The organism is Flavobacterium sp. 2755 (genome assembly GCF_031455715.1).
GTDB lineage: Bacteria > Bacteroidota > Bacteroidia > Flavobacteriales > Flavobacteriaceae > Flavobacterium.
The window spans coordinates 142,481-167,980 of sequence record NZ_JAVDTG010000006.1 but is presented as its reverse complement, the minus strand read 5'-3'; the positions used below and the strand labels follow the sequence as shown (position 1 = coordinate 167,980).

Below are 25,500 nucleotides of genomic sequence, written 5' to 3'. Positions count from 1 at the left end.
ACGAATTACACGAATTTGCACTAATTTTTATATGCTTGACGTAAAAATTAATTCGTGAAAATTCGTGTAATTCGTGGCAAAAAGATTTAAGCATTATCCAAAAAAAAATCATTTTAATCTGTATAATCTGTGGCTAAAAAAAATTAAACATGAATACAAATATCCCACAAACAAGAATAGCAACATTTGGAGAATTATTACTTCGGATGAATGTTGCCAATGGAAACCGGTTTACACAAGCAGATGAAATAAAAATTCATGTGGGCGGTGCCGAAGCCAATGTTTGTGTTTTACTTTCCCAACTCGGAATCCAAACCGATTATATTTCCCGATTACCCGAAAATGATTTGGCACAACTGGCTTTAAACGAACTTCAGAAATACAAAGTAAATACTTCAAAATGTGTTTATGGCGGAGAACGTTTGGGCTTATATTTTGTTGAATCCGGAAATCAAATCAGACAATCGCAGGTTATTTATGACCGAAGCAATTCTTCATTTGCAACCATTCAAAAAGATCAAATTAACTGGGATAAAGTTTTAGAAGATGTTACGCATTTTCACTGGTCAGGAATAAGCCCGGGAGTTTCTCATGAAGCAAGTTTAGCTTGTAAAGAAGCAATTTTGACAGCGCATAAAAAAGGCTTACCCATTTCTTCTGATTTTAATTACAGATCGAAATTATGGCTGTACGGAAAACATCCGTCGGAAATTATGCCAGATTTATTACAATACAGCACGATAAACGTTGCCGATTTAGATGCGATTGAAATTTATTTCGGAATCAAAACCGATAAAAACGAATCCGATGAAAATCGCTTTCAAAAAACCTTCGAATTATTAAAAGTAAAAATGCCTTTTCTAAAAACATTGGCAATGAGTTTTAGAAAATCAGAGGGGCCGGCGCATTTGTACAAAGGTTTATTGCTGCATGAAGGTAATTTTTATCAAACGCCAGAACACAAAATACATATTGTAACCGACCAAATTGGTTCAGGAGACGCTTTCAATGCCGGATTATTATACGGATTATCCAACAAATTATCCGGACAGGAATGTATTGAATGGGCAATAGCCTGCGGCGTAATCAAACAAAGTATCCACGGAGATTTTGCCATAAGCAATCTCAACGAGATAAGTCATTTTATTAAAAACGGCTCAAGTAATAGAATTAATAGATAAATAAAGAATATGTACAGCATTTTAAAAACGCAAGGTGTACTTCCGTTAGTAACCCAAATCAACATTGAAACAGCCCAAATAGTATTGCAATCAGCGGCTGATGCTGGCATAAAAATTATCGAGTTTGCTGCTCGCGCCAATGATGCAAAAGAAGTTTTTACTCAAATGACAGCCTTTAAAAAAGCAAACAATCTGGATGTTAAAATAGCCGTTGGCTCTATTTTGTCTGTTGATGAAGCAGCAATATACCATCAATTAGGAGCAGACTGCATCGTTTGTCCGCATACTGATCCGGAAATTGGAGCGTATTGCCTTAAGAATAATATTTACTGGATTCCCGGGGCTGCTACTTTAAATGAAATATTACACGCCAATAAATTAGGTGCCGAGGTTGTAAAACTTTTTCCGGCTGATAAAATCGGTGGTCCCGGATATGTAAAAGCGATAAGAGCACCTTTCCCTAGTTTAAAAATAATGCCAACCGGAGGTGTAACGCTCGAAGAAAGTAATTTAAAATCGTGGTTTAAATCTGGAGTTGTCTGCGTGGGAATTGGTTCAAATTTATTTTCGAAAGAAATGCTTTTGAATTTAAATTATGAGCAGGCATTGCAGGCTTTTCAAAATTTAATTGAAGTTGTAGAAAAAACAAGAAACTAAATTATGCAGGAAAATTGGTGGAAAATTAAATCTGATATCAACATTGATACGCCATTTTTAGCCGCTTACGAAGATCGTATCCGGTTTAATCTTGAACGCCTTATTGGTTCAGTAAATGGTGACACACAAAAATTAAGGCCTCATATTAAAACCCATAAAATTGGCGAAATTTTGGAGTTGTTTAAAATTTACAACATCAAAAAAATAAAATGCGCCACAATTGCCGAAGCTGAACTAGGAGCAATTCATGAAATTCCAGATGTTCTTCTCGCCTATCAGCCTATTGGAATTAAAAAAGAAAGATGGATTTCGTTAATACAAAAATATCCTGATACGTCTTTTTCGACTATTGTTGACAATCTGGATTCGGCGAAAGCCTTAAATGAAATTGCTAAAGAAAATGATTTAAAACTGCATGTTTATCTGGATTTAAATACCGGAATGAACAGAACCGGATTTTCGATTTCAGAAGATTGGACGGCTTTAGTCGATAAAATTGTTAAGCTAAAAAACCTTCATTTTGAAGGTATTCATATTTACGACGGCCATTTAAAAGGAAGTGCCGAAGAACGAACGAATGTGGCTTCAAATTCATTTTCTGAAATAAAAGAAAAAACAGAAGCAATCAAACAAAAACTGGGTTATGAATTAAAAATTGTTGCCGGCGGTTCTAATACTTTTCCCTTTTATGCCACACAGGAAAATGTAGAATGCAGTCCGGGAACTTTTGTTTTTTGGGATTCCAATTATCAGATTCATTTGCCCGAACAAAAATTCAAACCTGCTTTGGTTATCGTTGGAACCATAATTTCAAAACCAACAAATGCAACGCTTTGTATTGATATTGGCTACAAAGCGGTTGCTTCAGAAAATCCAATTGAGAAACGATTAGTGATTTTAAATGATGAAAATCTAATCCCGACAGCACATTCTGAAGAACATTTGATTTTAGAAAATCGAGGAAAAAACGAGTATAAAATTGGCGACACTATTTATGCACTTCCTTATCACGTTTGCCCTACCTGCGCGCTTTATGATACGGTTCAGGTTGTAAATAAAGGACATCAAATTTGTGATCAATGGAAGGTTGCCGCCCGAAGCAGAGAAATTAATATATAAAATTTAAGTCAAAATATATGTTTATAATAGACGCCCATTTAGACCTGAGCATGAATGCGATGGAATGGAATCGTGATTTAAGAAATGATGTTCCCACTCTGCGCAGTTTAGAAAAAGGAATGACGGACAAACCTGATCGCGAACGCGCTACAGTTTCATTTCCTGATTTACGACGCGGCAATATCGGAATTGTTGTGGCAACGCAAATTGCAAGATTTGTAAAACCCGGCAGTATTATTCCGGGTTGGAATTCTCCTGAACAAGCCTGGGCGCAAACGCAAGGGCAATTGACCTGGTACAAAGCCATGGAAGAAGCGGGAGAAATAACGCCAATTACGGATAAAAAATCACTCCAGAAACAACTTGATGTATGGAACGACGGAACTCCAAACGATAAAAAACCTATTGGGTATATTTTGAGTTTAGAAGGCGCTGACTCTATAATTGATATTTCTTATTTAGAAAAAGCATACAATTACGGTTTACGAGCGATTGGTCCTGCGCATTACGGTCCAGGACGTTACGCAAACGGAACGGATGCAACGGGAAAAATGAATCAAAACGGAATTGATTTATTAAAAGAAATGGAACGTTTGAATATTATTCTGGATGCAACGCATTTGTGCGACGATGCTTTTTGGCAGGCTTTAGATCATTATAACGGGCCGGTTTGGGCAAGTCATAATAATTGCAGAAGTTTAGTTGATCACAATCGTCAATACAGTGATGAAATGATAAAAGCTTTAATTTCGAGAGGAGCTGTTATTGGCGGCGCATTAGATGCCTGGATGTTGGTTCCGAATTGGCAGAGAGGCGTTTCGATGCCTTTAGAAATGAATTGTGATTTAGAAACGGTTTTCAAACACATGGATCATATTTGTCAATTGGCCGGAAACGCAAATCACATTGGTGTAGGTTCAGATTTAGACGGTGCTTTTGGTACAGAACAATCTCCGTATGATTTAAATACGATTGCTGATTTACAAAAATTGGTTCTGATATTTAAAAACCACGGCTATTCTGATGAAGATTTAAATAAAATCTTTCACCAAAACTGGATCAACTTTTTAATGAAAAATTGGGATTAAATAAAAACTAAACTTGGAACTGCCTTCTTATACGATTGTAATTTTTCGTCGCTTGGATCAACTTCCGTCACAACATAATCTACCTCAGATAAGTTGGCAATTTTCATTTTTAGAACCGTATCCAGTTTTTCAGAAATCGTAAGAATCGCTGTTTTTTCTGAAGCCTGAATCATTGCTTTTTTTACCTGAACTGTTTCCCAGTCAGAATCTGAGAAACCGCCTTCAATATCTAAAGCGTTGGTTCCTAATATTAATAAATCGACTTTAATATTAGCAAGCTGATTATAAACATCGCCGCTCACACACATTTGGCTGTACGACGAAATGCTGCCGCCAATCATGATAATTTTAACGTTGGGTTTATCCAGAAGTTCAACCGCAGATAAAACGGTAACCGTAAAAATAGTTAAACTTAAATCGTTAGGAATTAAACGAATGAATTCACGAATTGTCGTTCCACCGCCAATTAATAAAACCATTCCGTCATGAAGAAGACCTAACGTTTTTTGCGCAATAATTTGTTTGGATTCGCCCGCATAAGTTTGATTAGAGGAAGAATGGTGATACGCTTTTGTCATCGCGCCGCCTTTCACTTTAATCAATAAAGATTCTGACTCAAGTTCATTTATATCACGTCTTACAGTATCTTCTGAAACAAATAATTTAGCCGAAAGGGTTTCAAAACTTACACGAGTATGCAAGTTAATCTCTTTTAAAATAAGATTTTTACGTTCTTCTTTAGTGTAATTAACCACTTCATTATCATTATTCATGCAAATTCGTTTTTGTAAGGACAAATGTAAACAATAAATGCAATATTCTTGCGAAACAAATTATAACACAACGTAATTAAAAAGTTAATTACGCTATTTTAAAGACATTTAAACGCTAATACCTTTTGCAAAAAAAATGCAGACTAATTTTACAAACCTTAAATTTGCTTAACAAAACAAAAAAGTAACCATGCAAAAAAGTATATTTCTCTTTTTGATTTTCTGTTTTTCTTTCGGAAATGCGCAAAGTACTTCAGATAATATTTCGATTATTCCCGCTCCAAATTTTTATAAAACAACCGGAGACAGCATTCGCATAAGCGGAAAAATTAAAATTGTATTTGATAAAAATAAATACAGCGCAAAAGAATTGAAAACAGCGCAGATTTTTGAGTCGGCTGTAAACTCGAATACGTCAAATAAAAAAAGCAATATTGAAGTTTTGTTTATTGCCGAAAAACCATCTTCAGCTTCAAAAAAAGAGGTTTATAAAATCAATATTTCTTCCAAAAAAATAACCGTAACCGGAAGTGAAGAAGGATTATTTTATGCTGTTCAGAGTTTATTGCAGCTTTTGCCGAATCAACCCAAAAATCAGGAAGTAAAATTACCTTGCATTTCTGTTGAAGACCAGCCCAGATATGACTACCGCGGGCTTCACCTCGATGTTTGCCGTCATTTTTTCTCGGTTGATGTTATAAAAGATTTTATTGCACAAATGTCTTATTATAAATTAAATAATTTCCACTGGCATTTAACCGACGATCAGGGCTGGAGAATTGAGATAAAAAAATATCCAAAACTGACCGAAGTTGGTTCGAAAAGAGCACAGACTTTAGTGGGCAATAAATTTGAAAGATTCCCTTATTTTTTTGACGGAAATCCATATGGCGGTTTTTATACTCAGGAAGAAATTAAGGACGTTGTGAAATTTGCCGAAGACCATTATGTAAATATTATTCCCGAAATCGAAATGCCGGGTCATGCAACTGCGGCGGTAACGGCTTACCCAAATTTATCTTGTTTTCCCGATCGAAATTATAAAGTTGTCGAATCATGGGGCGTTTTTGAAGATATTTTTTGTGCCGGAAAAGAGGAAACTTTTACTTTTTTGGAAGATGTTTTAACCGAAGTTATGGCTTTATTTCCGAGTAAATATATTCATATTGGCGGAGACGAATGCCCAAAAGCAAGATGGAAAGAATGTCCGAATTGTCAAAAGAGAATTAAGGACCTAGGTTTAAAAAACGAACATGAATTACAAAGTTACCTCACAACCCGAATTGAGAAATTCTTAAACGCAAACGGAAGACAAATTCTGGGCTGGGACGAAATGCTCGAAGGCGGACTTGCTCCAAATGCAGCTGTGATGTCATGGCGAGGCGAATCTGGCGGAATCAGCGCTGCAAGACAAAAACATTTTGTAATCATGAATCCGGAACAAGTTCTTTATTTAGATTATAATCAGGGTTATTCTCCTCAGGAACCTTTAACGATTGGACGATTAACAACGGTTGAAAAAATATACAAGTACAACCCAACGCCAGTAGACAGTTTAACGGTTGAGGAGCAAAAATATATTATGGGAGTTCAGTCTAATCTTTGGTCTGAATATTTGACAAGTCCGGCGAAATTAAATTATATGATTTATCCGAGAGTTTTTTCTTTAGCAGAAATTGCCTGGACAGAACCTCAGAATAAAAACTACAACAATTTTATTTTGAACAGAATTCCGCATCATTTACAAAAACTGGAAGCGCAAAAAAGAATGTATAAAGTTCCAATTCCTTTTGGAGCTGAAGAAACCGCTTTAATCGCATCAAAATATATTCTGGACTTAAAACCAACAATTAAAAACGGGCAGATTTTCTATACGATTGATGGTTACAATCCAGATGAAACGGCAGAACTTTATACTAAACCTGTAACGATAAATATTCCAAAAGGTGAATTCCGAATTATAAAAACGGTTCAGATTAGCCCGAGCGGCAGGAAAAGTTCTATCAGTAAAATATTGGTCAGAAACCCAGAGTTGAAATCAGCTTTAGCTGTAAAGCCAACCAAGAAAGGATTAAAATTCGATTATTTTACGGGAACATTATTTCAGCAAGTTCAGGATTTAGAATTGGCAAAACCTATTAATTCGGGCATTTTTGAAGGCAAAATAAGCAGTGAAAAATGGAAATCGAAAATCGAGCGTTATATCGGCTTAAAATTCGATGGATATATCTTTATTCCAGAAACTGCAAATTATACAATTTCGACCCTTTCAGACGACGGATCGAAGCTTTTTATAGATAATGAATTAGTTGTAAACAACGATGGCATTCATTGGCTCAACGAAGCTTTCGGAGTTGTTAAACTTGAAAAAGGGTTTCATAAAATCAATATTAGTTATTTTGACCAAATTGGAGGAACAACTTTAACTTGTTTTATTCAGCAGGAAGGAAAAGAAAAACAGGAAATTAGTGAATCACAATTGTATTACGAATAAAACATAAAAAACGCATTCACTAACCAAATGAATGCGTTTTTACTTTCTACTATTTATTAACTATTACTCTTTATTTTTAGTGTTCAGTTTTGTCTTTATTCTTTTCTCTTTACTCTCTCATTTCAAAACATCAAAAGCAACATTGTAAGTTTTACCTTCAAAAACTTCTTTCATTTCAAGTTTTCCAGTATTTAAACCACTTATTTCAAACTCTACTTCCTCATCTTTATCCAAAACCCACTCTGGAGATTTTATTTGGGTGATTATTATTTTAGTTTCGCTGGCATCCTGCCATTGCCATTTACCAAATTCTAAGTAACTTCCTTTTTCTTGAGATGTAATACTAAAATTCGTAAAACAAGTTCCGGCTTTAGAAAAATTTACTAAACTAACCGTATCTATAATAGTTTCTTTTTTGGTGAATTTCCAAGTATTATCGCATAACAAATCTGTTTTAGGCGTACTAGTAAACTCTGTTGCTTTAGTAACTTTTAGCTGATAAGTATACGTATCAGATCCTTCGTATTTAATTGAAAACGTAATATTATCAGGATCACTATCATCCACTTTCATGGAACCGAAATTAGAAAGGAGCAAAATATCTGTATCTAAAACTTCATAAGTACCAGAAACAATAATTTCGGCGTTCTTTTTTGAAGTTTTACTGGTTTCGTTTTTTATGATGATATAGTTTCCGTTTGTATCAAACTCAACCGATTCAAATTCTGTTGAATTTTGCACTATCCATTTTTTATTAATGTTTACTTTTTCTGTATTTTCTTTATTATTTTCATCCTGAGAACAGGAAAACAAACTAATTAACAGCAATAAAGAAACTATTATCTGACTGACTTTGTGCATTATTTGGGGTTTATTAATTGAATCCAAATTTATTGTCTTTGTTTTTAGCCTGCATCACTATTTATAGTGATTTAATATTTTCGAACCTTCAAGACGCAAGACATTTATCTGCTAAAATTTCTGGATTATAATTCTTAGCACTTTTATTAAGATGGAAACAAATATTAAAAAAGGCAAAAAATAACCGGGAAGTAAAAGGATTATCCAGCCGTCTCCGTTATGGGGTTTTCCATAATGTCCACAAATAAAAATCAGCAAGGCCCAAAAAAGAAATTGAACTATCGAAAGCAAAAACCAATGCAGTATAAACTGCCAGTAATGATCTATAAAAAATGAAATCAAAAAACTTATAATAATGCTAACTGCAAACACATAAGAGCCATATTCAATTACAAAAGATTCTGAAAAGCCTCCAATAAAAAACAACAGCAAAAACAAAATACAAGTAAACAGTAATTGATAATACAAATAATTATCATTAGTAAAAAAAGGCATATTGATCGTAAACATATTTGTTCCTTTTACTGCTTTAAGAACAGTTGTTATAATGGAATCAAATTTATTTTGAACGCTTTAATTACACATCACTATTTATAATGAAATAAAAAAAAAAACGCATCCAAATTAATGAATGCGTTCTTCTTGTATTTTAAAAAACTATTTACCGCTAATGGCTTTGCTGATTTTTTCAAAGTCATTATCCTTTAAATTATAGCTTGCTACTCCATAAAAATAATATACCGGATCGCCTGTTTTAGCATTAACAACCTGCAGATATTTATTTGCATTCATGCTTACATATCTTAAATAGTAAATCTCTTCATTATTTAAAATCTTCTTTTCTAAATCTTCATCTGTTATAAATTCATACTTATATTTATAATCTTCTAAAAGTTCTTTAAGATCTTTTTCGTCTCTTTCTTTTTCTGATATTCTCCAAGGGCTAAACTCCAGTTTATAAGCTTCAGGAATATATAGCGTATTATCTTTTAGATTTTTAATTTCGGGAGTTACAAAATCGTCATAAAGTCCGATGTTTTCTCCTTTAGTAAGCATTTTATTTATTTGCTGAAAATAGTTTTTCAGCATTCCTAAATTGGTATTTGTAAAAGATTTTTCGGTATACATTCTATCATAAAGAAGACCTGCTTTTTCATCTGATCTTGCTACCATTGCATCTGCTAAAAATTTAGAATTAACAGAAAGCGGGGCTCTTGCAACAAAAGATAAATTTTCATTAAAAAGACTTTTCAGTTTTCTGGTATATTTTTTATCATCTGATTTAAGCTTTGCAAAACCTTTATCAAATTTTTCCTGATCTAAAAGTTGTATTCCAAAGTTAGTATGAACATAAACAGTACCTTTTCCTGTTACCCTAATATCTCCAAAAAGCTCTGCAAATGAATAGGCATCGTCAGCATAACCTGTTATATTAAAATCTTTAAACTCAACCAATTTGTAAGGAGTTACAGTCCAGACTTCTTTTAAAATTTTTTCGTAATCTTCTTTTTGATTTATTTGAGGCAGTACAAAAATGGTAGTTGTAGCCTTAAACTTTTCTAACTCTCCTTTTTCAAATTTTTCGTTTGCTCCTCTATCAGACGGAGAAACCGAAACCTGAGAATAGTTTTTAATACTGAAAACCAGCATCATAACAAGTAAAATTCTTTTCATTAAATGATTTTGTTTTTGGTTATTATATCTGCAATAAATGTAGTACAAAAAAAACGCATTCAAATTAATGAATGCGTTTTTTAAATATACTAAATTGTTGTATTATCCTTTCAAGCTTGCTGCTAAATACTCACGGTTCATACGTGCGATATTTTCAAGCGAAATTCCTTTTGGACATTCGATTTCACAAGCTCCTGTATTTGTACAGTTACCAAAACCTTCTAAATCCATTTGGTGAACCATGTTTAATACACGGTCAACTGCCTCAACTTTACCTTGCGGTAATAATGCATATTGAGAAACTTTTGCAGAAACGAATAACATTGCAGATGAGTTTTTACAAGTTGCAACACAAGCCCCACAGCCAATACAAGCTGCAGCATCAAAAGATTTATCTGCATCGTGTTTGTTAATTGGAATAGTATTCGCATCAATTGTATTTCCTGAAGTATTTACAGAGATAAATCCTCCTGCGTGTTGAATTCTGTCAAAAGAACTTCTGTCAACAACTAAATCTTTAATTACAGGGAAAGCTTTTGCTCTAAATGGCTCGATAAAAATCGTATCACCATCTTTAAACATACGCATGTGTAACTGACAAGTTGTAACACCTCTGTCCGGTCCGTGTGCTTCACCGTTGATGAATAAAGAACACATTCCGCAGATTCCCTCACGACAATCGTGATCAAATGCTACAGGCTCTTCTCCTCTATTGATTAATTGTTCGTTAAGAACATCAAGCATTTCAAGGAAAGACATATCTGGTTCAATTCCATCAATAGGATATTCTACAATCCCTCCTTTATCTTGAGCGTTTTTTTGACGCCATATTTTTAATGTAAGTTTCATACCTTTTTCGTTTGAAAGTCATAAAGTCGAAAGTCGAAAGTCGCTTGGCACATTTTGCCTTTTGACTTTAAGACTTTGGGCTTTCGACCAAATTCTTATTTATAACTTCTTTGAACTAATTTAATGTTTTCGTAATTAAGAGGTTCTTTGTGTAATACTGCATCACTTGGTTTTCCTTTGTATTCCCAAGCTGCAACGTATGCAAAGTTATCATCATCACGAAGTGCTTCTCCTTCTTCTGTTTGGTACTCCTCACGGAAGTGACCTCCACAAGATTCATTACGGTGTAAAGCATCTTTCGCAAACAATTCTCCTAATTCTAAGAAATCGGCAACACGAGTTGCTTTTTCTAATTCCTGATTAAATTCGTAAGCGCTTCCAGGAACTTTTACATCTTTATAAAACTCTTCACGTAAAGCAGCAATTTCTTCGATAGCTTCAGTTAAGCCTTTAGCGTTACGAGCCATACCTACTTTATTCCACATGATTTTTCCTAATTTTTTGTGGAAATAATCTACAGAATGAGTTCCGTTATTATTGATAAATTTATTAATTTGATCAACAACCGCTTTTTCAGCTTCAACGAATTCTGGTAAGTCTGTAGAAATTTCTCCCATTTTAATATCCGGAGCTAAATAATCTCCAATAGTATAAGGAAGTACGAAATATCCATCAGCTAAACCTTGCATCAAAGCAGAAGCTCCAAGTCTGTTTGCTCCGTGATCAGAGAAGTTAGATTCTCCAATTGAGAAACATCCAGGAATTGTAGTCATTAAGTTATAATCAACCCAAGTTCCACCCATTGTGTAGTGAACCGCTGGGTAAATCATCATTGGTGTTGTATAAGGATCTTCGTCAACGATTTTGTAATACATCTGGAATAAGTTTCCGTATTTACTTTTCACGATTGCAGCTCCTAATTTAGTTACCAAAGCAGCATCTTTATCATCTAAACCTTTTACATAAGCATCTTCAGTTCCGTAACGTTTAATTGCTGCTGCGAAATCCAAGTAAACTGCTTCTCCAGTTTTGTTAACTCCAAAACCAGCATCACATCTTTCTTTAGCCGCACGAGACGCAACGTCACGAGGTACTAAGTTACCAAACGCCGGGTATCTTCTTTCTAAGAAATAATCTCTTTCTTCTTCAGATAAATCAGTTGCTTTTTTCTTTCCTTCACGAATTGCCTGAGCATCTTCTAATTTTGCAGGAACCCAAATACGACCGTCATTACGTAAAGACTCAGACATCAAAGTCAGTTTTGACTGGTGATCTCCTGAAACCGGGATACATGTTGGGTGAATTTGTGTATAACAAGGATTTGCGAAAAACGCTCCTTTTTTATGAATTTTCCAAGCTGCTGTTGCGTTACTTCCCATAGCATTTGTTGAAAGGAAAAACACGTTTCCGTATCCTCCAGAACCAATTACTACCGCGTGAGCAGAATGTCTTTCGATTTCTCCGGTGATTAAGTTACGAGCAATAATACCTCTCGCTTTTCCGTCAACGATTACAATGTCAAGCATTTCGTGACGGTTGTACATTTTAATTTTTCCACGACCAATTTGACGGTTCATTGCAGAATAAGCTCCTAACAATAATTGTTGTCCTGTTTGCCCTTGTGCATAAAATGTACGAGAAACCAAAGTTCCTCCAAAAGAACGGTTATCAAGAAGTCCTCCATATTCACGAGCCAATGGCACCCCTTGAGCCACACACTGGTCAATAATATTTGCAGAAACTTCAGCCAAACGGTGAACGTTTGCTTCACGTGCACGGTAGTCACCACCTTTTACAGTATCGTAGAACAATCTGTAAACTGAGTCACCGTCACCTTTATAATTTTTTGCAGCATTGATACCTCCTTGTGCAGCAATAGAGTGCGCACGACGAGGTGAATCCTGAAAACAAAATGCTTTTACGTTATACCCTAACTCAGCCAAAGTAGCCGCAGCAGAACCTCCGGCTAAACCTGTACCAACTACAATAATATCTAAATTACGTTTGTTAGCAGGGTTTACTAAATTAATATGATCTTTATAATTTGTCCATTTGTCCGCTATAGGACCATTTGGAATTTTTGAATCTAATGCCATTATAATTGATATTAATTATTGAAATGATGAAATAATGCGATAATTACGAAAGCGGCTGGTACCACAACTGCAAACCATAAACCAACTTTGCTTAAGAATCGAGAATATTTGTTGTGCATTCCCACTGATTGAAGTGAAGAAGCAAATCCGTGCCATAAGTGAAATCCTAAAAGGATAAAAGAAACACAGTACAATCCTGTACGTACCGGACTATGAAATTTATGAACTAACTCTCCGTAATACCTCGTAGCATCTGGAGCTGTTCCTGCAATATATTTATAGCCTAGTTCAGGAAACCAGAAATCATAAAAATGCAATCCTAAGAAAGCCAAAATAACCAATCCAGAAATAATCATATTTCTAGAACTCCAAGAAGCATTTGCAGCTCCGTTGTATTTCGCATAAGCAATTGGTCTTGCTGCGCTGTTTTGAGCAGTAAGAATGAATCCCATTACGAAGTGCAAAATTACTCCGAATGCCAAAACTGGCTGCATTACATATTGTATCAACGGATTGTAACCCATAAAATGAGAGACTTCGTTGAAAACGTTTTCACTCAAAATAGAAATAAAATTTAGGGTAACATGCAGCGCTAAAAACGTGATTAAGAATATTCCCGAAAGAGCCATAGCCACTTTCTTTAAGATGGAAGCATTCAACTGTGCAGATTGTGCCATAAGTGTTTAAGTAGTTTGTTTTAAAAAATTAGACAAAAATAACTCAATTACAAAAGAACTACAACCATTTCGTTGTTATTTATAATGATTTTAAAATAGGCTACGTATACGTATTTTTACGTATAAATTTATTTTTAATAATAAATAATTTAGTATGAAAAAGTATAAAAAACTGCTTTAGAGCGATTTCAGCCTAATTTCCATACTTATTAGATTCTTAAAAATTATCATATTGATATTTTATTCAAAGTTTTAATTTGTTTTCTTCAAAAGTGCCAGATCCATATAATTTTATCTAAGCAAAAAATTGTCATTCCATAACATAGTTTTACCTTTAGCGGCTCAAAAAAATAAGAATGAAAACAGGAATTGATGCTATCTCTTTTGATGTAGCAAACATACATTTACCCATAAAAACTTTGGCTGTTGCCAGAAATATTGAACCAGAAAAATTAGAAAAAGGTCTTGGATTACTAAAAATGACTTTTCCGGACGTTCATCAGGACGCAGTTGTTTTTGGAGCAAACGCTTTAACCAAGCTTATCTCTGACAATAAAATCAACCTAAACGAAATAAGCCGAATCTATGTTGGTACCGAAAGCGGAATCGACAGTTCAAAACCCATTGCTTCTTATTTAATTAATTTGATGGAGCAAAAATTTGGCGAAGATTCTTTGGCAGAATGTGATGTTGTCGATTTTACTTTTGCCTGTATTGGCGGAGTTGACGCTTTGCAAAACTGTCTTGATTTTGTAAAATTAAATCCGACTAAAAAAGCAATCGTAGTTACTTCTGATTTTGCAAAATACGATTTAAATTCGGGCGGAGAATACACACAAGGCGCCGGAGCGGTTGCAATGTTAATTTCTGCGGATCCAAAAATTATTGCTTTTGACGATAATTGGGCAACAAGCACAAAGGGCGTTTTTGACTTCTTTAAACCGTACAGAACTATCTCAAAAGAGGAAATTACAAAAAACACCAACAATGATTCCTGGTTTGACAATTTAGAAGCCGAAATCGAAATTCACAAAGACCAGCCGGTTTTTGACGGACAATATTCGAATCAATGTTATATGGATCGTACGCGAAATGCTTACTTTTCATTTAAAAAATTAAAAAACACTACTGAAACGTTATACAACACTTGGCATAGTATTGTAATGCACTTGCCGTATTCTTTCCAAGGAAGAAGAATGCTTTCTGAAATCTATGCTTTAGATAGTGCCGAAAAAATTATTGCCGATGATATTGCACCAGCAGATTATCAAACAAAAATTAAAGAAGTAGCAAAATCTGATGATTACAGAAGTTTTGTAACCGAGAAATTACAGCCTGCAGAATTAGCTTCTTCCTTAATTGGAAATCTTTACACAGGTTCCATTTTCATGGGATTGTTATCGACTTTGGCTCATTTTTATGATACAAATAAAGAAGTTGCGGGAACTAAATTTGGTTTCCTGGCTTACGGAAGCGGATCGAAATCGAAAGTTTTTGAAGGAACAATTCAACCAGAATGGAAATCGGCTTTAGAAAATGTGAAACTTTTTGAAAATTTGGCCGAAAGCGTAGAAATTGATTTCAACACTTATGAAAGTCTTCATAAAAAAGAACAAAAACAAAGTGTAAGAACTCCGAAAAACGAATGGGCTTTAGACCGAATTGAAAAAGAGATTCCAGTTTTGATTGGAGCGAGATATTATAAATGGGTGGATTAAAATTTCAATTTTTGAAATCCCAAATTCCAATAAAAAACCGAAGCTATTGCTTCGGTTTTTTGTTTTTATAACACAACGTTTGTCATCCTGAGCGAAGTCGAAGGACACGTTAGTAGCTCTACAAAGATTGTCGATTTTGCAAGCGGAGCTCCTTGCGTGTCCTTCGACTTCGCTCAGGATGACAAGATTGCGCCAAAAAAAACCTTTGTCAAAGTTTTAAACTTTGACAAAGGTCGTCACACATAAATTAAATTGCCTCCAGCTTTTGCTGGAGATTTAAGAAAGTTCAATATAAATGGCTTTAGCCTAAATATTTATTTTTGGCTAAAGCCTTCTCTTTTGTCTCAATGATTCCCCTAGTTAAAACTGGGGGCTATTGAAATATTTAATTACTTATAAATAGTAAACTTATTATGACTCAAAGTAAAACCCAGATTTTCATAAACCGCCACGTTTTCTAATCGTTTTTTATTTGTAGTTACTTCAATACTTTTTAAATTATTTTTATCTGCAAAATTTAAAATCTCATTTATTAATAATCTTCCAACACCTTGACCACGATGTTTTTGATGGATAAAAAATTCTTGGATTTCACCAACCAATCCGCAATGATGGAGAAGATTTTGGGTGTGAAAACTAATAAATCCTAAACCTTCATTTTCGTTTTCGGCAATTAGATACAGATTTTTTGGGTTTGAAATATTTTCATTGAAAATTTCTTCGAAAATTTTAAGATCTAAAGCTTCATTTTCGAGTTCGCAGATTGCTTTGTAGACGAAGTTTAGGTCTTGATTTTTTATTTTTCTGATTTTAATGTCTGAGTTCATAAAACTTATTGTTTCTAACACATATTTAAATCCCTTAATCGATCACCTTAATTAAACAATTTATCTATTATATAAGTAAGCAAATTTCTACGAATTTTTTTAGTTCTTTGTTCTCCTCTTTTAATTTCCCTCTTTTGTTCAGCAAATTTTTCTCTTTTAATTTGATCTAATCTTTTTATTTCGAGTTCTTTATTTTGTTGGTCAATTTTATCTTGTTTAACTCTTTCCTCCTCCTTAATTCTATTCTCACATTCAACTCTTTGATTATGAATTATAACATTTCTATTAACGGATTCTAATAACCAATCGGAAAAGGAAAAACGAGGTTTATTCTTTTTAGAATCGAACTCAGGATATACTTCATTATTTGAAGAAAAATCATCGACCCAAACATTACCATATTCATTTCCATTAATCACAATAAATGCAGTTGTACCACAACCATAACCTGCTATATGAATTTGTCCATTTGAATATCCTTTGTCAAAAATATCATAGTCTTCATCAAAAGTTATTTCATAAGGATAGGCTTCTTTATAATCAGAACCACTACTAAATACAACCTTATTGGTTAATTCAAAAGGAATTGAAGGATTGAATTCATTATCTTTATAAAAGAATTCTATAAAATCTATTTTTTCAATTAAATTAAAACCCCATTGATTTTTATTCACAATACCATTTGCAACATTCAATAAAAACCATCTATAATCTTCTGGTATTGTAACATTAAATTTACTCTCAAATATTTGAATGTCCTTTTCCAATGCAACAGGTAAAAACAAGTAATCCTCTTCTAAATTTTTTCTCGCATTCCCAATTATACCTAATATCTCGTCATGTAGATTATCCATACAATCTTATTCCCTTAAATTATTGCTATTATTTTCAGCAATATACAAAATCCGCGACTTTATGGCTTGTTTCTTTTTTCTAAAAACAGTAAACTTCTTCTGAAACCGTAAGCGTGAGGGATAGAGGCGGTATCCTTTTATGAAGCGGAGCGGAATAAAAGATATAGCCGAAAGCCCGACCCAGAGGGACACGCCCATATTAAGATTCTGAGATGCTAAGGTTCTAAGTTGCTGAGATTTTCTCAATATTGTCATTTCGACGAAAGGAGAAATCGTACCCGGGAATCTACAAAGATTGACGATTTTGATTGCGGAGTTTCTAGTGCGATTTCTCGTTCCTCGAAATGACAAGACTTTGAGGTTATTGATCTTTTTCGAGTTACAAAAAACCCAAAGTATAATTTTATACTTCGGGTTTTTATATTATTCTTTACCTTCTAATTCGATATTAAAGTGCCATGGGTGTGGGTTCCAAACCGATGCGTTTTTTACATCTTCCAGAGTAGTATTAGCACTAATCTTAGATTGTCCGGAATAGCCAGTATTAAAGCAAAATCCAGATCCGTTATTCGTATTACCTGAACTACCAGAATCAATACCTAATTTTTCTCCATCTACTAAATACCAATAAAAAACATATGTTTTACCAGCTTCAAGATAAAGATTTAATTTTTGCAGATCAAACGGAACAAAACCTCCATCAAATCCTCCTGAAACCTCTGTTGTTGTTGTCGCTAAAACATTAAGTTTTGGGTCTTTTATTATTAGTTTTAACGTTACTGATGAATAATATCGCTGGTTGTTTTCGGAATATCTAAATCCATCACTAAGATGAATACCAAAAGTATAAGGAACAAGATTTTTATCGACTACAATTGCTTGTCCGGTTCCTATATTTCTATCGTATGGCAAAATATCCGGAACATTAATTCTGTCATCTCCCCCAAACCATTTCCAGGCATTTGCTTCAGAACATGATCTTGATCTATAAGTATCCATATGCTCTAATTTTACTTGATAAATCTTTTCTGTACCAGATTCAGACGTAACAGCAAAACTTACTGGGGAAGAATAATCTTTTATTGTTTTAGGATCGGGCGTTATTGTAGCTTCTTCTGAAATTTTTAATTCGACATCTAGATTTTCAAGATCGTTACTTTCCGGCAGTCTTTTAGTTATTAATGCTGTTTGGTTATCAATATCACCACTTAGTAATAGATTTGGGGTTTTAATATTTAATTCTAAAATAAAATTATCGGTACTATCTGGCTCATTTTCTTCTGATGCACAAGATATCATCAGAACAGAAATGAAGAAAAAAATTGCAAATCGATTGATTTTTGCTTTCATAATTTTGGGTTAGTTTATCGGGCGCAAATATTGTTATTTCTAAAACAATTTCTTTACGGGAAACCTCATTTTTTTTATAAAATTTCAAATTAAAAAATACCAAATTCCAATTTATTCCTAATCTTGTGATTGCGTTGAAATGACAGAAACTTTGAGGTTATCAATTTTTGTCGAGTTACTTACGATCCTTCTACTTCGCTCAGAAAAACAAAATCAAATGTAAACTTTGTGTCTTAGCGCCTTCGTGGCAAACTCAAAACAAATAAGAAAACTTTAATAAATCAATTATACGCCACTTATTCAAAAATCACTAATTTTGAAATTCGAAGTTCAAAAACAATACAATTATGAAATATCATCAAATAAATAGCGCTCTTTTTGTAAAAAACCGCAAAAAATTCACGGCAGAAATGAAACCTAATTCAGTTGCCGTTTTTAACTCAAATGACATTTACCCAATTAGTGCCGACAGTACTTTACCGTTTGCGCAACACAGAGATATTTTTTATCTAAGCGGTGTAGATCAGGAAGAAAGTGTTTTGCTTTTGTTTCCGGATGCGCCTTATGAGCACCAAAGAGAAATTCTTTTTCTAAGAGAAACTAATGATCATATCGCAGTTTGGGAAGGTGAAAAATTGACTAAAGAACGTGCTTTTCAGGTTTCGGGAATTAGAACGGTTTATTGGTTACAGGATTTTCATAAAGTTTTGAACGAAATGATGACGTATGCCGATACGATGTACATCAATACAAACGAACATTATCGCGCAACTGTTGAAGTAGAAACTCGCGAAGCTCGTTTTGTAAAATGGTGGAAAGAACGTTATCCAGCGCATAATGTTGCGAAAAGCAATCCAATTTTACAGCGTATTCGTTCTGTAAAAGAAAGTGAAGAAATCGATTTGATTCAGCAGGCTTGTGATATTACGGAGAAAGGTTTCCGCAGATTGCTTTCGTTTGTAAAACCAAATGTTACAGAATATGAAATCGAAGCAGAATTAGCTCACGAATTTATCCGTAACCGTTCTAAAGGTTTTGCTTACACGCCAATTATTGCTTCTGGAAACAATGCTAATGTTTTACATTACATCGAAAACAATCAGCAATGTAAAGCCGGAGATTTAATTTTATTAGACGTTGCAGCAGAATATGCAAATTATTCAAGCGATATGACCAGAACGATTCCAGTTTCGGGACGTTTTTCTGATCGTCAAAAAGCGGTTTACAATGCTGTTTTAAGAGTTAAAAATGAAGCTACAAAAATGCTGACTCCGGGAACACTTTGGAAACAATATCATGTTGAAGTTGGTAAAATTATGACTTCGGAATTAATTGGTTTAGGTTTAATTTCTAAAGCCGATGTTCAAAACGAAAATCCAGAATGGCCTGCTTACAAAAAATATTTCATGCACGGAACTTCTCACCATTTAGGACTTGACACGCATGATTATGGTTTGCTTCACGAACCAATGAAAGCAAATATGGTTTTTACAGTTGAACCTGGAATCTATATTCCAAATGAAAAATTCGGAATTCGTCTTGAAGATAATGTTGTGGTTCAGGAAAAAGGAGAACCTTTTAACTTAATGCGCAATATTCCGGTTGAAGTTGATGAAATCGAAACTTTGATGAATTCTTAATTCACGATGAAAAAGATTTTTCTACTTGGATTTTTATTGTTTTTGGGAAACATTTTTGCCCAGACAGAAGGCTATGCAGTTAACGCTGACGGAAGTAAAACCTATTACAAAACTTTCGGAAAAGGCGAGCCGCTTTTAATTATAAACGGCGGGCCGGGAATGAACAGCAATGGTTTTGAAGATATGGCGAAAACTTTAGGCGAAAATCAACAAACGATTATTTACGATCAAAGAGGTACTGGAAAATCGAAACTCTCAAAATTAGATGCTAAGACCATTTCGATGAAAATAATGGCCGATGATATTGAATCGTTACGAAAACATCTTAAAATCAAAAAATGGAATATTCTGGGGCATTCTTTTGGAGGAATGTTAGGTTCATACTATGCAACGGTTTATCCTAATAGTATCAATAAATTGATTTTATCATCATCTGGCGGCGTAGATTTGACTTTATTAAAAAGTCCGAATTTGATTGAAGCTGGTTTAAGCAAAGCTGAAAAAGATTCTCTGGATTACTGGAATGATAAAATCGAAAAAGGCGATACGTCTCACAAAGCAAGACTAGGACGCGGAAGAGCAATGGCTCCGGCTTATGTTTACGACCGAAAATTTGTTCCAATAATTGCTGAAAGGTTAACGCAGGGAAATTCGACAATAAATGGTTTATTATGGTCTGATATGCAGAAAATGAATTTTGACTGCAAAGACAAACTAAAAACCTTCAAAAATCCGGTTTTGATTATTCAGGGAAAAGAAGATATTATTAGCAATGAAATTGGAGAATTGGCACATCGAACTTTTCCAAATTCTAAACTGATTTTATTAGAACATTCAAAACATTACGGATGGCTTGATGCGAGAGAAAAATACTTCTCGGATATTAATTCATTTTTAAAATCATAAAAATAAAAAAGCCCTTAATGTTATTAAGGGCTTTTTTATTTTATAAACGTTTATTATCCGATTTTTGAAATCTGAAGATCTAATTGAAATTTGCCATCAGCTTCGTTTCCGTTGATCAGTTCAAAAAGTTCTAAAGCTCTTCTTGCGTTTTTCTCCTCTTCTCTTTGCTCAGCCACATACCACATCATAAAATCCTCTGTAGCATAATCATTTTCAGCTCTACATTTTGCAATTACTTTATTGATTGCCTGAGTAACTGCAATTTCGTTTTGCAAAGCAATTTCAAATACTTCTTTAAAAGAAGCAAATTCCTGCTGCACTTCTGGAACAGATGGCGTAACTGCAATCCCTCCCATGTCTGTAATATATTTGAAAACTTTTAGAAAATGCTCTCTTTCTTCTTCGGCTTGCTTGTACATGTAAGATGCTGTATGTGCATAACCGTTTCTATCTAACCATGCAGCCATAGCTAAATATTTATTAGAAGCGTCGCTTTCTATTTTTGCCTGTAAGTTCAATATATTTTCTATTCCTTCAACTAATGAAGTACTTGTTCTTAGTAAATCTTTCATAACCTTTAATTTTTAGTATGTGTAAAATTACTAAAATTAAAGGAGGCAACCCTAAATGCCTGAAAATTTGGATTTAATCTAAGTAAGAATCTAAATAAGCTCTACGTTAACCGTATTACAAAGCATAGAATGTAAAGTGAGGGTAAATTTTGTTCCGTTTAATAAATCTCTTAACTGCACTATTTCGCAGATAGTAAGATTTCTGGAAAAATTTCTTTTAGTAGTTTCAATCAGCTGTGCATCTGACTGATCAGATAAATCATAAAGCATATTGAGAATGTCAACGCTATTAACCTTTCTTTGAAAAATCAAAAAATCATGAATTTTATAACTTGACACAGTATCAACAAAATTGATAATTATACTATTGGTCGAATCACATTGATAACTGTATCCTTTTTCGGTTTCAAATAATACTTTGGTGGTCAAATCACTAACTAATGCCATTTTGATAAAATATAATAACGGAGCAAAAATATAGAATTTAAAGCAATAAAAAACATAATTAAGACTAATTTAAAATAACAAACTCATTTAATGTTCTTAAAAACAGCTCAAGTGCACTCAAAGACTCCAATATTCTACATTATTATATATCTAATTTTAAAAACAAAAACGGCTTTCAAAAATGAAAGCCGTTTCTTTTTATCGCTTGTAAATATTATTGTTTTAAGACTTTAAAAGTTTGTGTTTTATTACCTGCTTTAATTTTTACAAAATACAATCCCTGACTGCCATTTATTGTTAAATCAAATTTTGATAAATCAACTGCTTTTTCTTCGCTTATTTTTTTTCCGTTTGCATCGTAGATCTGTACGCTTGCATTTCCGTCATAATTTTTTAAATCGACTGAAATCTTACCCGAAGTTGGATTAGGATATATAACAGCATTTGAAGTTTTTGTAAAATCCTCTGTTGATAATGTATTTTCATATTTAAGAATTCCGCAATCTTCATCAAAATGAACTACTGTTCCATCGATACCATTTGTAGTTAATTTACTGGCGAAAATGCTGTAATTATTTCCTCTAAAATTACTTGATAAATAAAACGATCCGTCTTCGGCTTTGAAAAAATCAAATTTTTCCATGTAAGGCACATTAACATGGTTTTTGTTATCTCCATTTGCTGTTATCTTTTTTAAATTACCTGATAAGTCATAAGTTGCTAAAAAGAAATCATAATTGCTAATCAATAAATTATAATACTTCCCATCGGCTGTAATAAAATTACCTCCATCTGCAGCATCACCAATAATATGCAATCTATCTTTGTCTTTAATTATTTTAGCTCCCCCGCCGCCGGTATATTGAGTTCCTGTTATCCACTCACATTTTCCAAGCGAATTAACTTTTGCTAAATAAAAGCTTCCAATACTTTTTTGTGTTATTGTTCCATCACTATTTTCAAAAAAATGAATCGCTTTTGGTTCATCGCACCCATTGCTTCCTGTAATATAACTGTCACCGTTTTCATCTGTAACCATTGATTTTATGGAAACGCCATTAAAAAAAGCATCTTTAGTATTACTTCTTACTTTCCATTGAAAAATTCCATCTTTATTATATTTTGCTAAAAAACCTCTGCTTCCGTAACCGCCATCTCCTTCTAGCGTTTGTACCGGAGCAGCATTTCCTGCTGAATAGAAACTAACGAACATTTCGTAATTACCTCCTAAATAAATATTATTATCGCGATCAAAACCAACATCCGTAAGTCCGCCTGCATTAACATATGAAATACTAATTTCATCGAACCATTTAACAGCTCCAGTTGGAGCTATTTTCATCATCATAAAACCACCAGCTAAAAGTTTTATGACCTCAGTTTTAACTCCGTTCAAATACAATTGGCCTCCGCTATATTGTGAATCAAAAGGACCTATTGTAACTAAGTTATTCTCTTTGTCTATATATAGTTTTTCTGCTACATAACCCAAAGTACTAAAAGATAATGTCCAGATAATTTTCCCTTTTTTGTCCATTTTCATCACATAGCCAGTATTTCGGTTTTCGCCAATTATTGGTTCTATTTTAATTCTATTGCCTGTGTTGTCTATAAAAATACCCTGATGTGTACCGCTTATGTATATATTACCATCATGATCTACTACAGAACAAAATATTTTATCTCTGTCACGAACCACTGGTTCATGTTCTGTACTAACCATCCATTTTACTACTCCATTTCGATCGTATTTGGTTAGAAAGCTCCCTTTTTTATTTTTAAAATTTGGTTTTATTCCAATTTTCGAATCAAATATCTGATCATTAAATCCTCCTGCAACCAAAAAACCGTCTTCTGTTTTAGTTAAACCATAATTACCTTCGTATTCATATCCATTCCAGTCAGAATCAACTCCATCATTAATTAGTGCCCAGCAATTATCAGAATTTTCAGGATCATTATAAATAAAAGGCCCTTCTTTCTCTATTTTATTATAGCAATCATTATCAGACCAAACTTCGAGGTCAATTTTTGTATCGCCTTCTTTTGAAAAACTAGTTTCTACTACTGCATCTGTTGAATTTGTTGTTGAAGCATTAGGACTAAAATTCCATTTATAATGTTGCGCCTCAATTGCTTTTTGATAAAATGATGTAGTTTCATTAGGCTTGGCATTTACTAAATCTTTATAAAATTCTGCTTTTGTATGCTCAACATCAATATGGAATGTATTTGTAAAACTAACTGTACAATTCGCATTTATATTTTTAGCTTCAAAATAATAATCTCCAGATTCGCTAATTAAATCACTTGTAAAAGAAAGTGTTTGTCCATTTCCTGCTTCACTCGTCCCAAATGTTGAAGAGCCTTTTCTCAATGTATAAACAACATCGATTTCAGAATTTTGAATTTGAACTGTTACAGGTTCGCTTTTACAAAGAATATTATCATTTATAATTACCGGTAAATTAATTTTTGGAATTGGGCTGACATAAATAGTTTTAGAATCTGTAGATTCAACACCAAAACTATTTGTAACCGTGTATCTAATATCATAATTTCCTGGTGTTTTAAAATTATACGTTAAATTTCCGCACACAGAATTAACCTGCACATCATTTACAAACCATTTACAACTTGAAACCCCGCCTACAAGAGGTTTTAGAGTTACATTACTTCCGGCGCAGCCGCCTGCCAATCTTGAAATGTTTACATAAGGAATTCTTGTACCTCCTCCATTTGTAGTTTTTAATATAACTCCCGAATTCCCACAGGCATAAAAAGCCGTATTAGCCATTTGTTTCCAAAAACAATTAATCCCATAATTCAAAGATGTTGACTGCCACTCTAATGCCTGACTACTGGCAACAAAATAAACTCCATGATCTGTTCCCACATATTCGCCTGTTGAGTTAGCCGAAATACATTTTGCGTTTAAAGGTCCATTATAAAAATTGGCATGATCATTATTTAGTGAATTATTAACGCTATAGTATGCGAATCTATTTCCTGCACAAAAAGTTACTCCGGTGCTAAATGTTCCATACCCATAAGTTATAGCCTTAATATCTGAACCAGGTGTTAAAACTGGCACAAAATTATATCCTAGATCAAAGTACTCAAAATAAAGTATTTTACCAGTCGTTGCTATTTTACACCTACTATGATAAAAAGCAACAGACAAAAAATTATCGGTACCGAGATTTTTAGTTCTTTGAACGCCCTCTGATGTAAAAGTAACAATTAGTCCATTTTCGCCTACTGCAAAATAGGATCTATTATACTCTGAATATGTAATCTGGTTTAAATTTGAGTTTTCCTCACCTTTATATATAATTTGATAGTTAAGCGATGGCAGTTCAATTTTCATTATAATAGCCTGTTTTGTCAATGCATTCTGTCCGCAGGCAAAAACAACTCCTTCAGAAGGCGAACCTGTTATATCTGAATAGCAATGACTAAAAACTGTATTATTATAGATATTAGCATTTTCACTTCCATCTGTTATCTCAAATCTTTTCCAGCTTGATGCTCCTTCTCCTCCATTTGAAGTATAGTAAAGTCCTTTTTTTCCAGAAACTAAACCATTATTACCAAAAAAAACAACACCAGTCAAATCGTCTGTCAAACCAGTATTTAAGTTCTCCCATTGACAAAAGGCAAACTGAACATTAAGTAAAAATAAAACATAGAGTAAAGTTGATCTCATATAATTTA

20 protein-coding genes are annotated in these 25,500 nt (G+C 33.6%); 8 read left to right on the top strand and 12 right to left on the bottom strand.

The annotated features are described in order from the left end of the window. The first annotated feature begins 149 nt into the window (after window positions 1-149). The 4 genes from J2Y38_RS15565 to J2Y38_RS15550 are packed head-to-tail and all read left to right on the top strand — an operon-like array spanning window position 150 to window position 4,045. A complete protein-coding gene (locus J2Y38_RS15565; RefSeq protein ID WP_309844212.1) occupies window positions 150-1,181 on the top strand; it encodes a sugar kinase in 1,032 nt (343 codons plus the stop codon). A gap of 9 nt (window positions 1,182-1,190) precedes the next feature. Beyond that, window positions 1,191-1,838, top strand: a complete 648-nt coding sequence (locus J2Y38_RS15560) for an aldolase (RefSeq protein ID WP_053473323.1) — start codon at window positions 1,191-1,193, stop codon at window positions 1,836-1,838. 3 nt (window positions 1,839-1,841) lie between these two features. After that, window positions 1,842-2,957 carry a D-TA family PLP-dependent enzyme gene (locus J2Y38_RS15555; RefSeq protein WP_309844209.1) on the top strand — a complete coding sequence of 372 codons (1,116 nt, stop codon included), beginning with the start codon at window positions 1,842-1,844 and terminating at the stop codon, window positions 2,955-2,957. A gap of 17 nt (window positions 2,958-2,974) precedes the next feature. After that, window positions 2,975-4,045, top strand: coding sequence for a dipeptidase (locus J2Y38_RS15550; protein ID WP_053473325.1), 1,071 nt, complete (start codon window positions 2,975-2,977; stop codon window positions 4,043-4,045). On the opposite strand, the gene J2Y38_RS15545 is transcribed toward J2Y38_RS15550, so the two are convergent. Then, window positions 4,042-4,818, bottom strand: coding sequence for a DeoR/GlpR family DNA-binding transcription regulator (locus J2Y38_RS15545; protein WP_053473326.1), 777 nt, complete (start codon window positions 4,816-4,818; stop codon window positions 4,042-4,044). The genes J2Y38_RS15550 and J2Y38_RS15545 overlap by 4 nt on opposite strands. A 190-nt stretch (window positions 4,819-5,008) precedes the next feature. Here J2Y38_RS15545 and J2Y38_RS15540 point away from each other — a divergent pair, with 190 nt between their 5' ends. Next, window positions 5,009-7,312, top strand: a complete 2,304-nt coding sequence (locus J2Y38_RS15540) for a family 20 glycosylhydrolase (RefSeq protein ID WP_309844206.1) — start codon at window positions 5,009-5,011, stop codon at window positions 7,310-7,312. A 117-nt stretch (window positions 7,313-7,429) separates the two neighbouring features. Here J2Y38_RS15540 and J2Y38_RS15535 read toward each other — a convergent pair whose 3' ends face one another. From J2Y38_RS15535 to J2Y38_RS15515, 5 genes are all read right to left on the bottom strand, one after another. Further along, the gene (locus tag J2Y38_RS15535) at window positions 7,430-8,173 is read right to left on the bottom strand and encodes a hypothetical protein (protein WP_309844204.1); all 744 of its coding nucleotides are present in this window, start codon (window positions 8,171-8,173) and stop codon (window positions 7,430-7,432) included. A gap of 657 nt (window positions 8,174-8,830) precedes the next feature. Continuing rightward, window positions 8,831-9,847, bottom strand: a complete 1,017-nt coding sequence (locus J2Y38_RS15530; protein ID WP_309844202.1) for a hypothetical protein — start codon at window positions 9,845-9,847, stop codon at window positions 8,831-8,833. A 102-nt stretch (window positions 9,848-9,949) separates the two neighbouring features. Next, complete coding sequence (locus J2Y38_RS15525) at window positions 9,950-10,696, bottom strand: succinate dehydrogenase/fumarate reductase iron-sulfur subunit (protein WP_053473331.1); 747 nt, start codon at window positions 10,694-10,696, stop codon at window positions 9,950-9,952. Window positions 10,697-10,791: 95 nt separating this feature from the next. Then, window positions 10,792-12,792, bottom strand: a complete 2,001-nt coding sequence (locus J2Y38_RS15520; protein WP_053473332.1) for a fumarate reductase/succinate dehydrogenase flavoprotein subunit — start codon at window positions 12,790-12,792, stop codon at window positions 10,792-10,794. 11 nt (window positions 12,793-12,803) lie between these two features. After that, the gene (locus tag J2Y38_RS15515; protein ID WP_309844200.1) at window positions 12,804-13,469 is read right to left on the bottom strand and encodes a succinate dehydrogenase cytochrome b subunit; all 666 of its coding nucleotides are present in this window, start codon (window positions 13,467-13,469) and stop codon (window positions 12,804-12,806) included. Window positions 13,470-13,825: 356 nt separating this feature from the next. Here J2Y38_RS15515 and J2Y38_RS15510 point away from each other — a divergent pair, with 356 nt between their 5' ends. Beyond that, entirely contained in the window at window positions 13,826-15,187 is a 1,362-nt protein-coding gene (locus J2Y38_RS15510) for a hydroxymethylglutaryl-CoA synthase (protein ID WP_309844198.1), read from the top strand. A gap of 389 nt (window positions 15,188-15,576) precedes the next feature. Here J2Y38_RS15510 and J2Y38_RS15505 read toward each other — a convergent pair whose 3' ends face one another. The 3 genes from J2Y38_RS15505 to J2Y38_RS15495 all read right to left on the bottom strand — a co-directional run bounded on the left by J2Y38_RS15505 (window position 15,577) and on the right by J2Y38_RS15495 (window position 18,218). Further along, window positions 15,577-16,014 (bottom strand): GNAT family N-acetyltransferase, encoded by a 438-nt coding sequence (locus J2Y38_RS15505; protein ID WP_309844197.1) that lies wholly within the window; start codon window positions 16,012-16,014, stop codon window positions 15,577-15,579. A gap of 47 nt (window positions 16,015-16,061) precedes the next feature. Beyond that, window positions 16,062-16,868 carry an SMI1/KNR4 family protein gene (locus tag J2Y38_RS15500; RefSeq protein ID WP_309844195.1) on the bottom strand — a complete coding sequence of 269 codons (807 nt, stop codon included), beginning with the start codon at window positions 16,866-16,868 and terminating at the stop codon, window positions 16,062-16,064. Between the two features lie 423 nt (window positions 16,869-17,291). Then, window positions 17,292-18,218, bottom strand: coding sequence for a DUF5018 domain-containing protein (locus J2Y38_RS15495; RefSeq protein ID WP_309844193.1), 927 nt, complete (start codon window positions 18,216-18,218; stop codon window positions 17,292-17,294). 347 nt (window positions 18,219-18,565) lie between these two features. Here J2Y38_RS15495 and J2Y38_RS15490 point away from each other — a divergent pair, with 347 nt between their 5' ends. Both J2Y38_RS15490 and J2Y38_RS15485 read left to right on the top strand, forming a co-directional pair. Continuing rightward, window positions 18,566-19,858: an aminopeptidase P family protein gene (locus J2Y38_RS15490; protein ID WP_309844191.1), complete on the top strand. Its 1,293-nt coding sequence runs from the start codon at window positions 18,566-18,568 to the stop codon at window positions 19,856-19,858. A gap of 6 nt (window positions 19,859-19,864) precedes the next feature. Then, complete coding sequence (locus J2Y38_RS15485) at window positions 19,865-20,764, top strand: alpha/beta fold hydrolase (protein ID WP_309844189.1); 900 nt, start codon at window positions 19,865-19,867, stop codon at window positions 20,762-20,764. A 53-nt stretch (window positions 20,765-20,817) separates the two neighbouring features. Here J2Y38_RS15485 and J2Y38_RS15480 read toward each other — a convergent pair whose 3' ends face one another. The 3 genes from J2Y38_RS15480 to J2Y38_RS15470 all read right to left on the bottom strand — a co-directional run bounded on the left by J2Y38_RS15480 (window position 20,818) and on the right by J2Y38_RS15470 (window position 25,492). After that, entirely contained in the window at window positions 20,818-21,336 is a 519-nt protein-coding gene (locus J2Y38_RS15480) for a ferritin (RefSeq protein WP_309844186.1), read from the bottom strand. Window positions 21,337-21,426: 90 nt separating this feature from the next. Next, window positions 21,427-21,783: a hypothetical protein gene (locus J2Y38_RS15475; protein ID WP_309844184.1), complete on the bottom strand. Its 357-nt coding sequence runs from the start codon at window positions 21,781-21,783 to the stop codon at window positions 21,427-21,429. Window positions 21,784-21,997: 214 nt separating this feature from the next. Next, window positions 21,998-25,492: a T9SS type A sorting domain-containing protein gene (locus J2Y38_RS15470; RefSeq protein WP_309844182.1), complete on the bottom strand. Its 3,495-nt coding sequence runs from the start codon at window positions 25,490-25,492 to the stop codon at window positions 21,998-22,000. Between the last annotated feature and the right edge of the window lie 8 nt (window positions 25,493-25,500).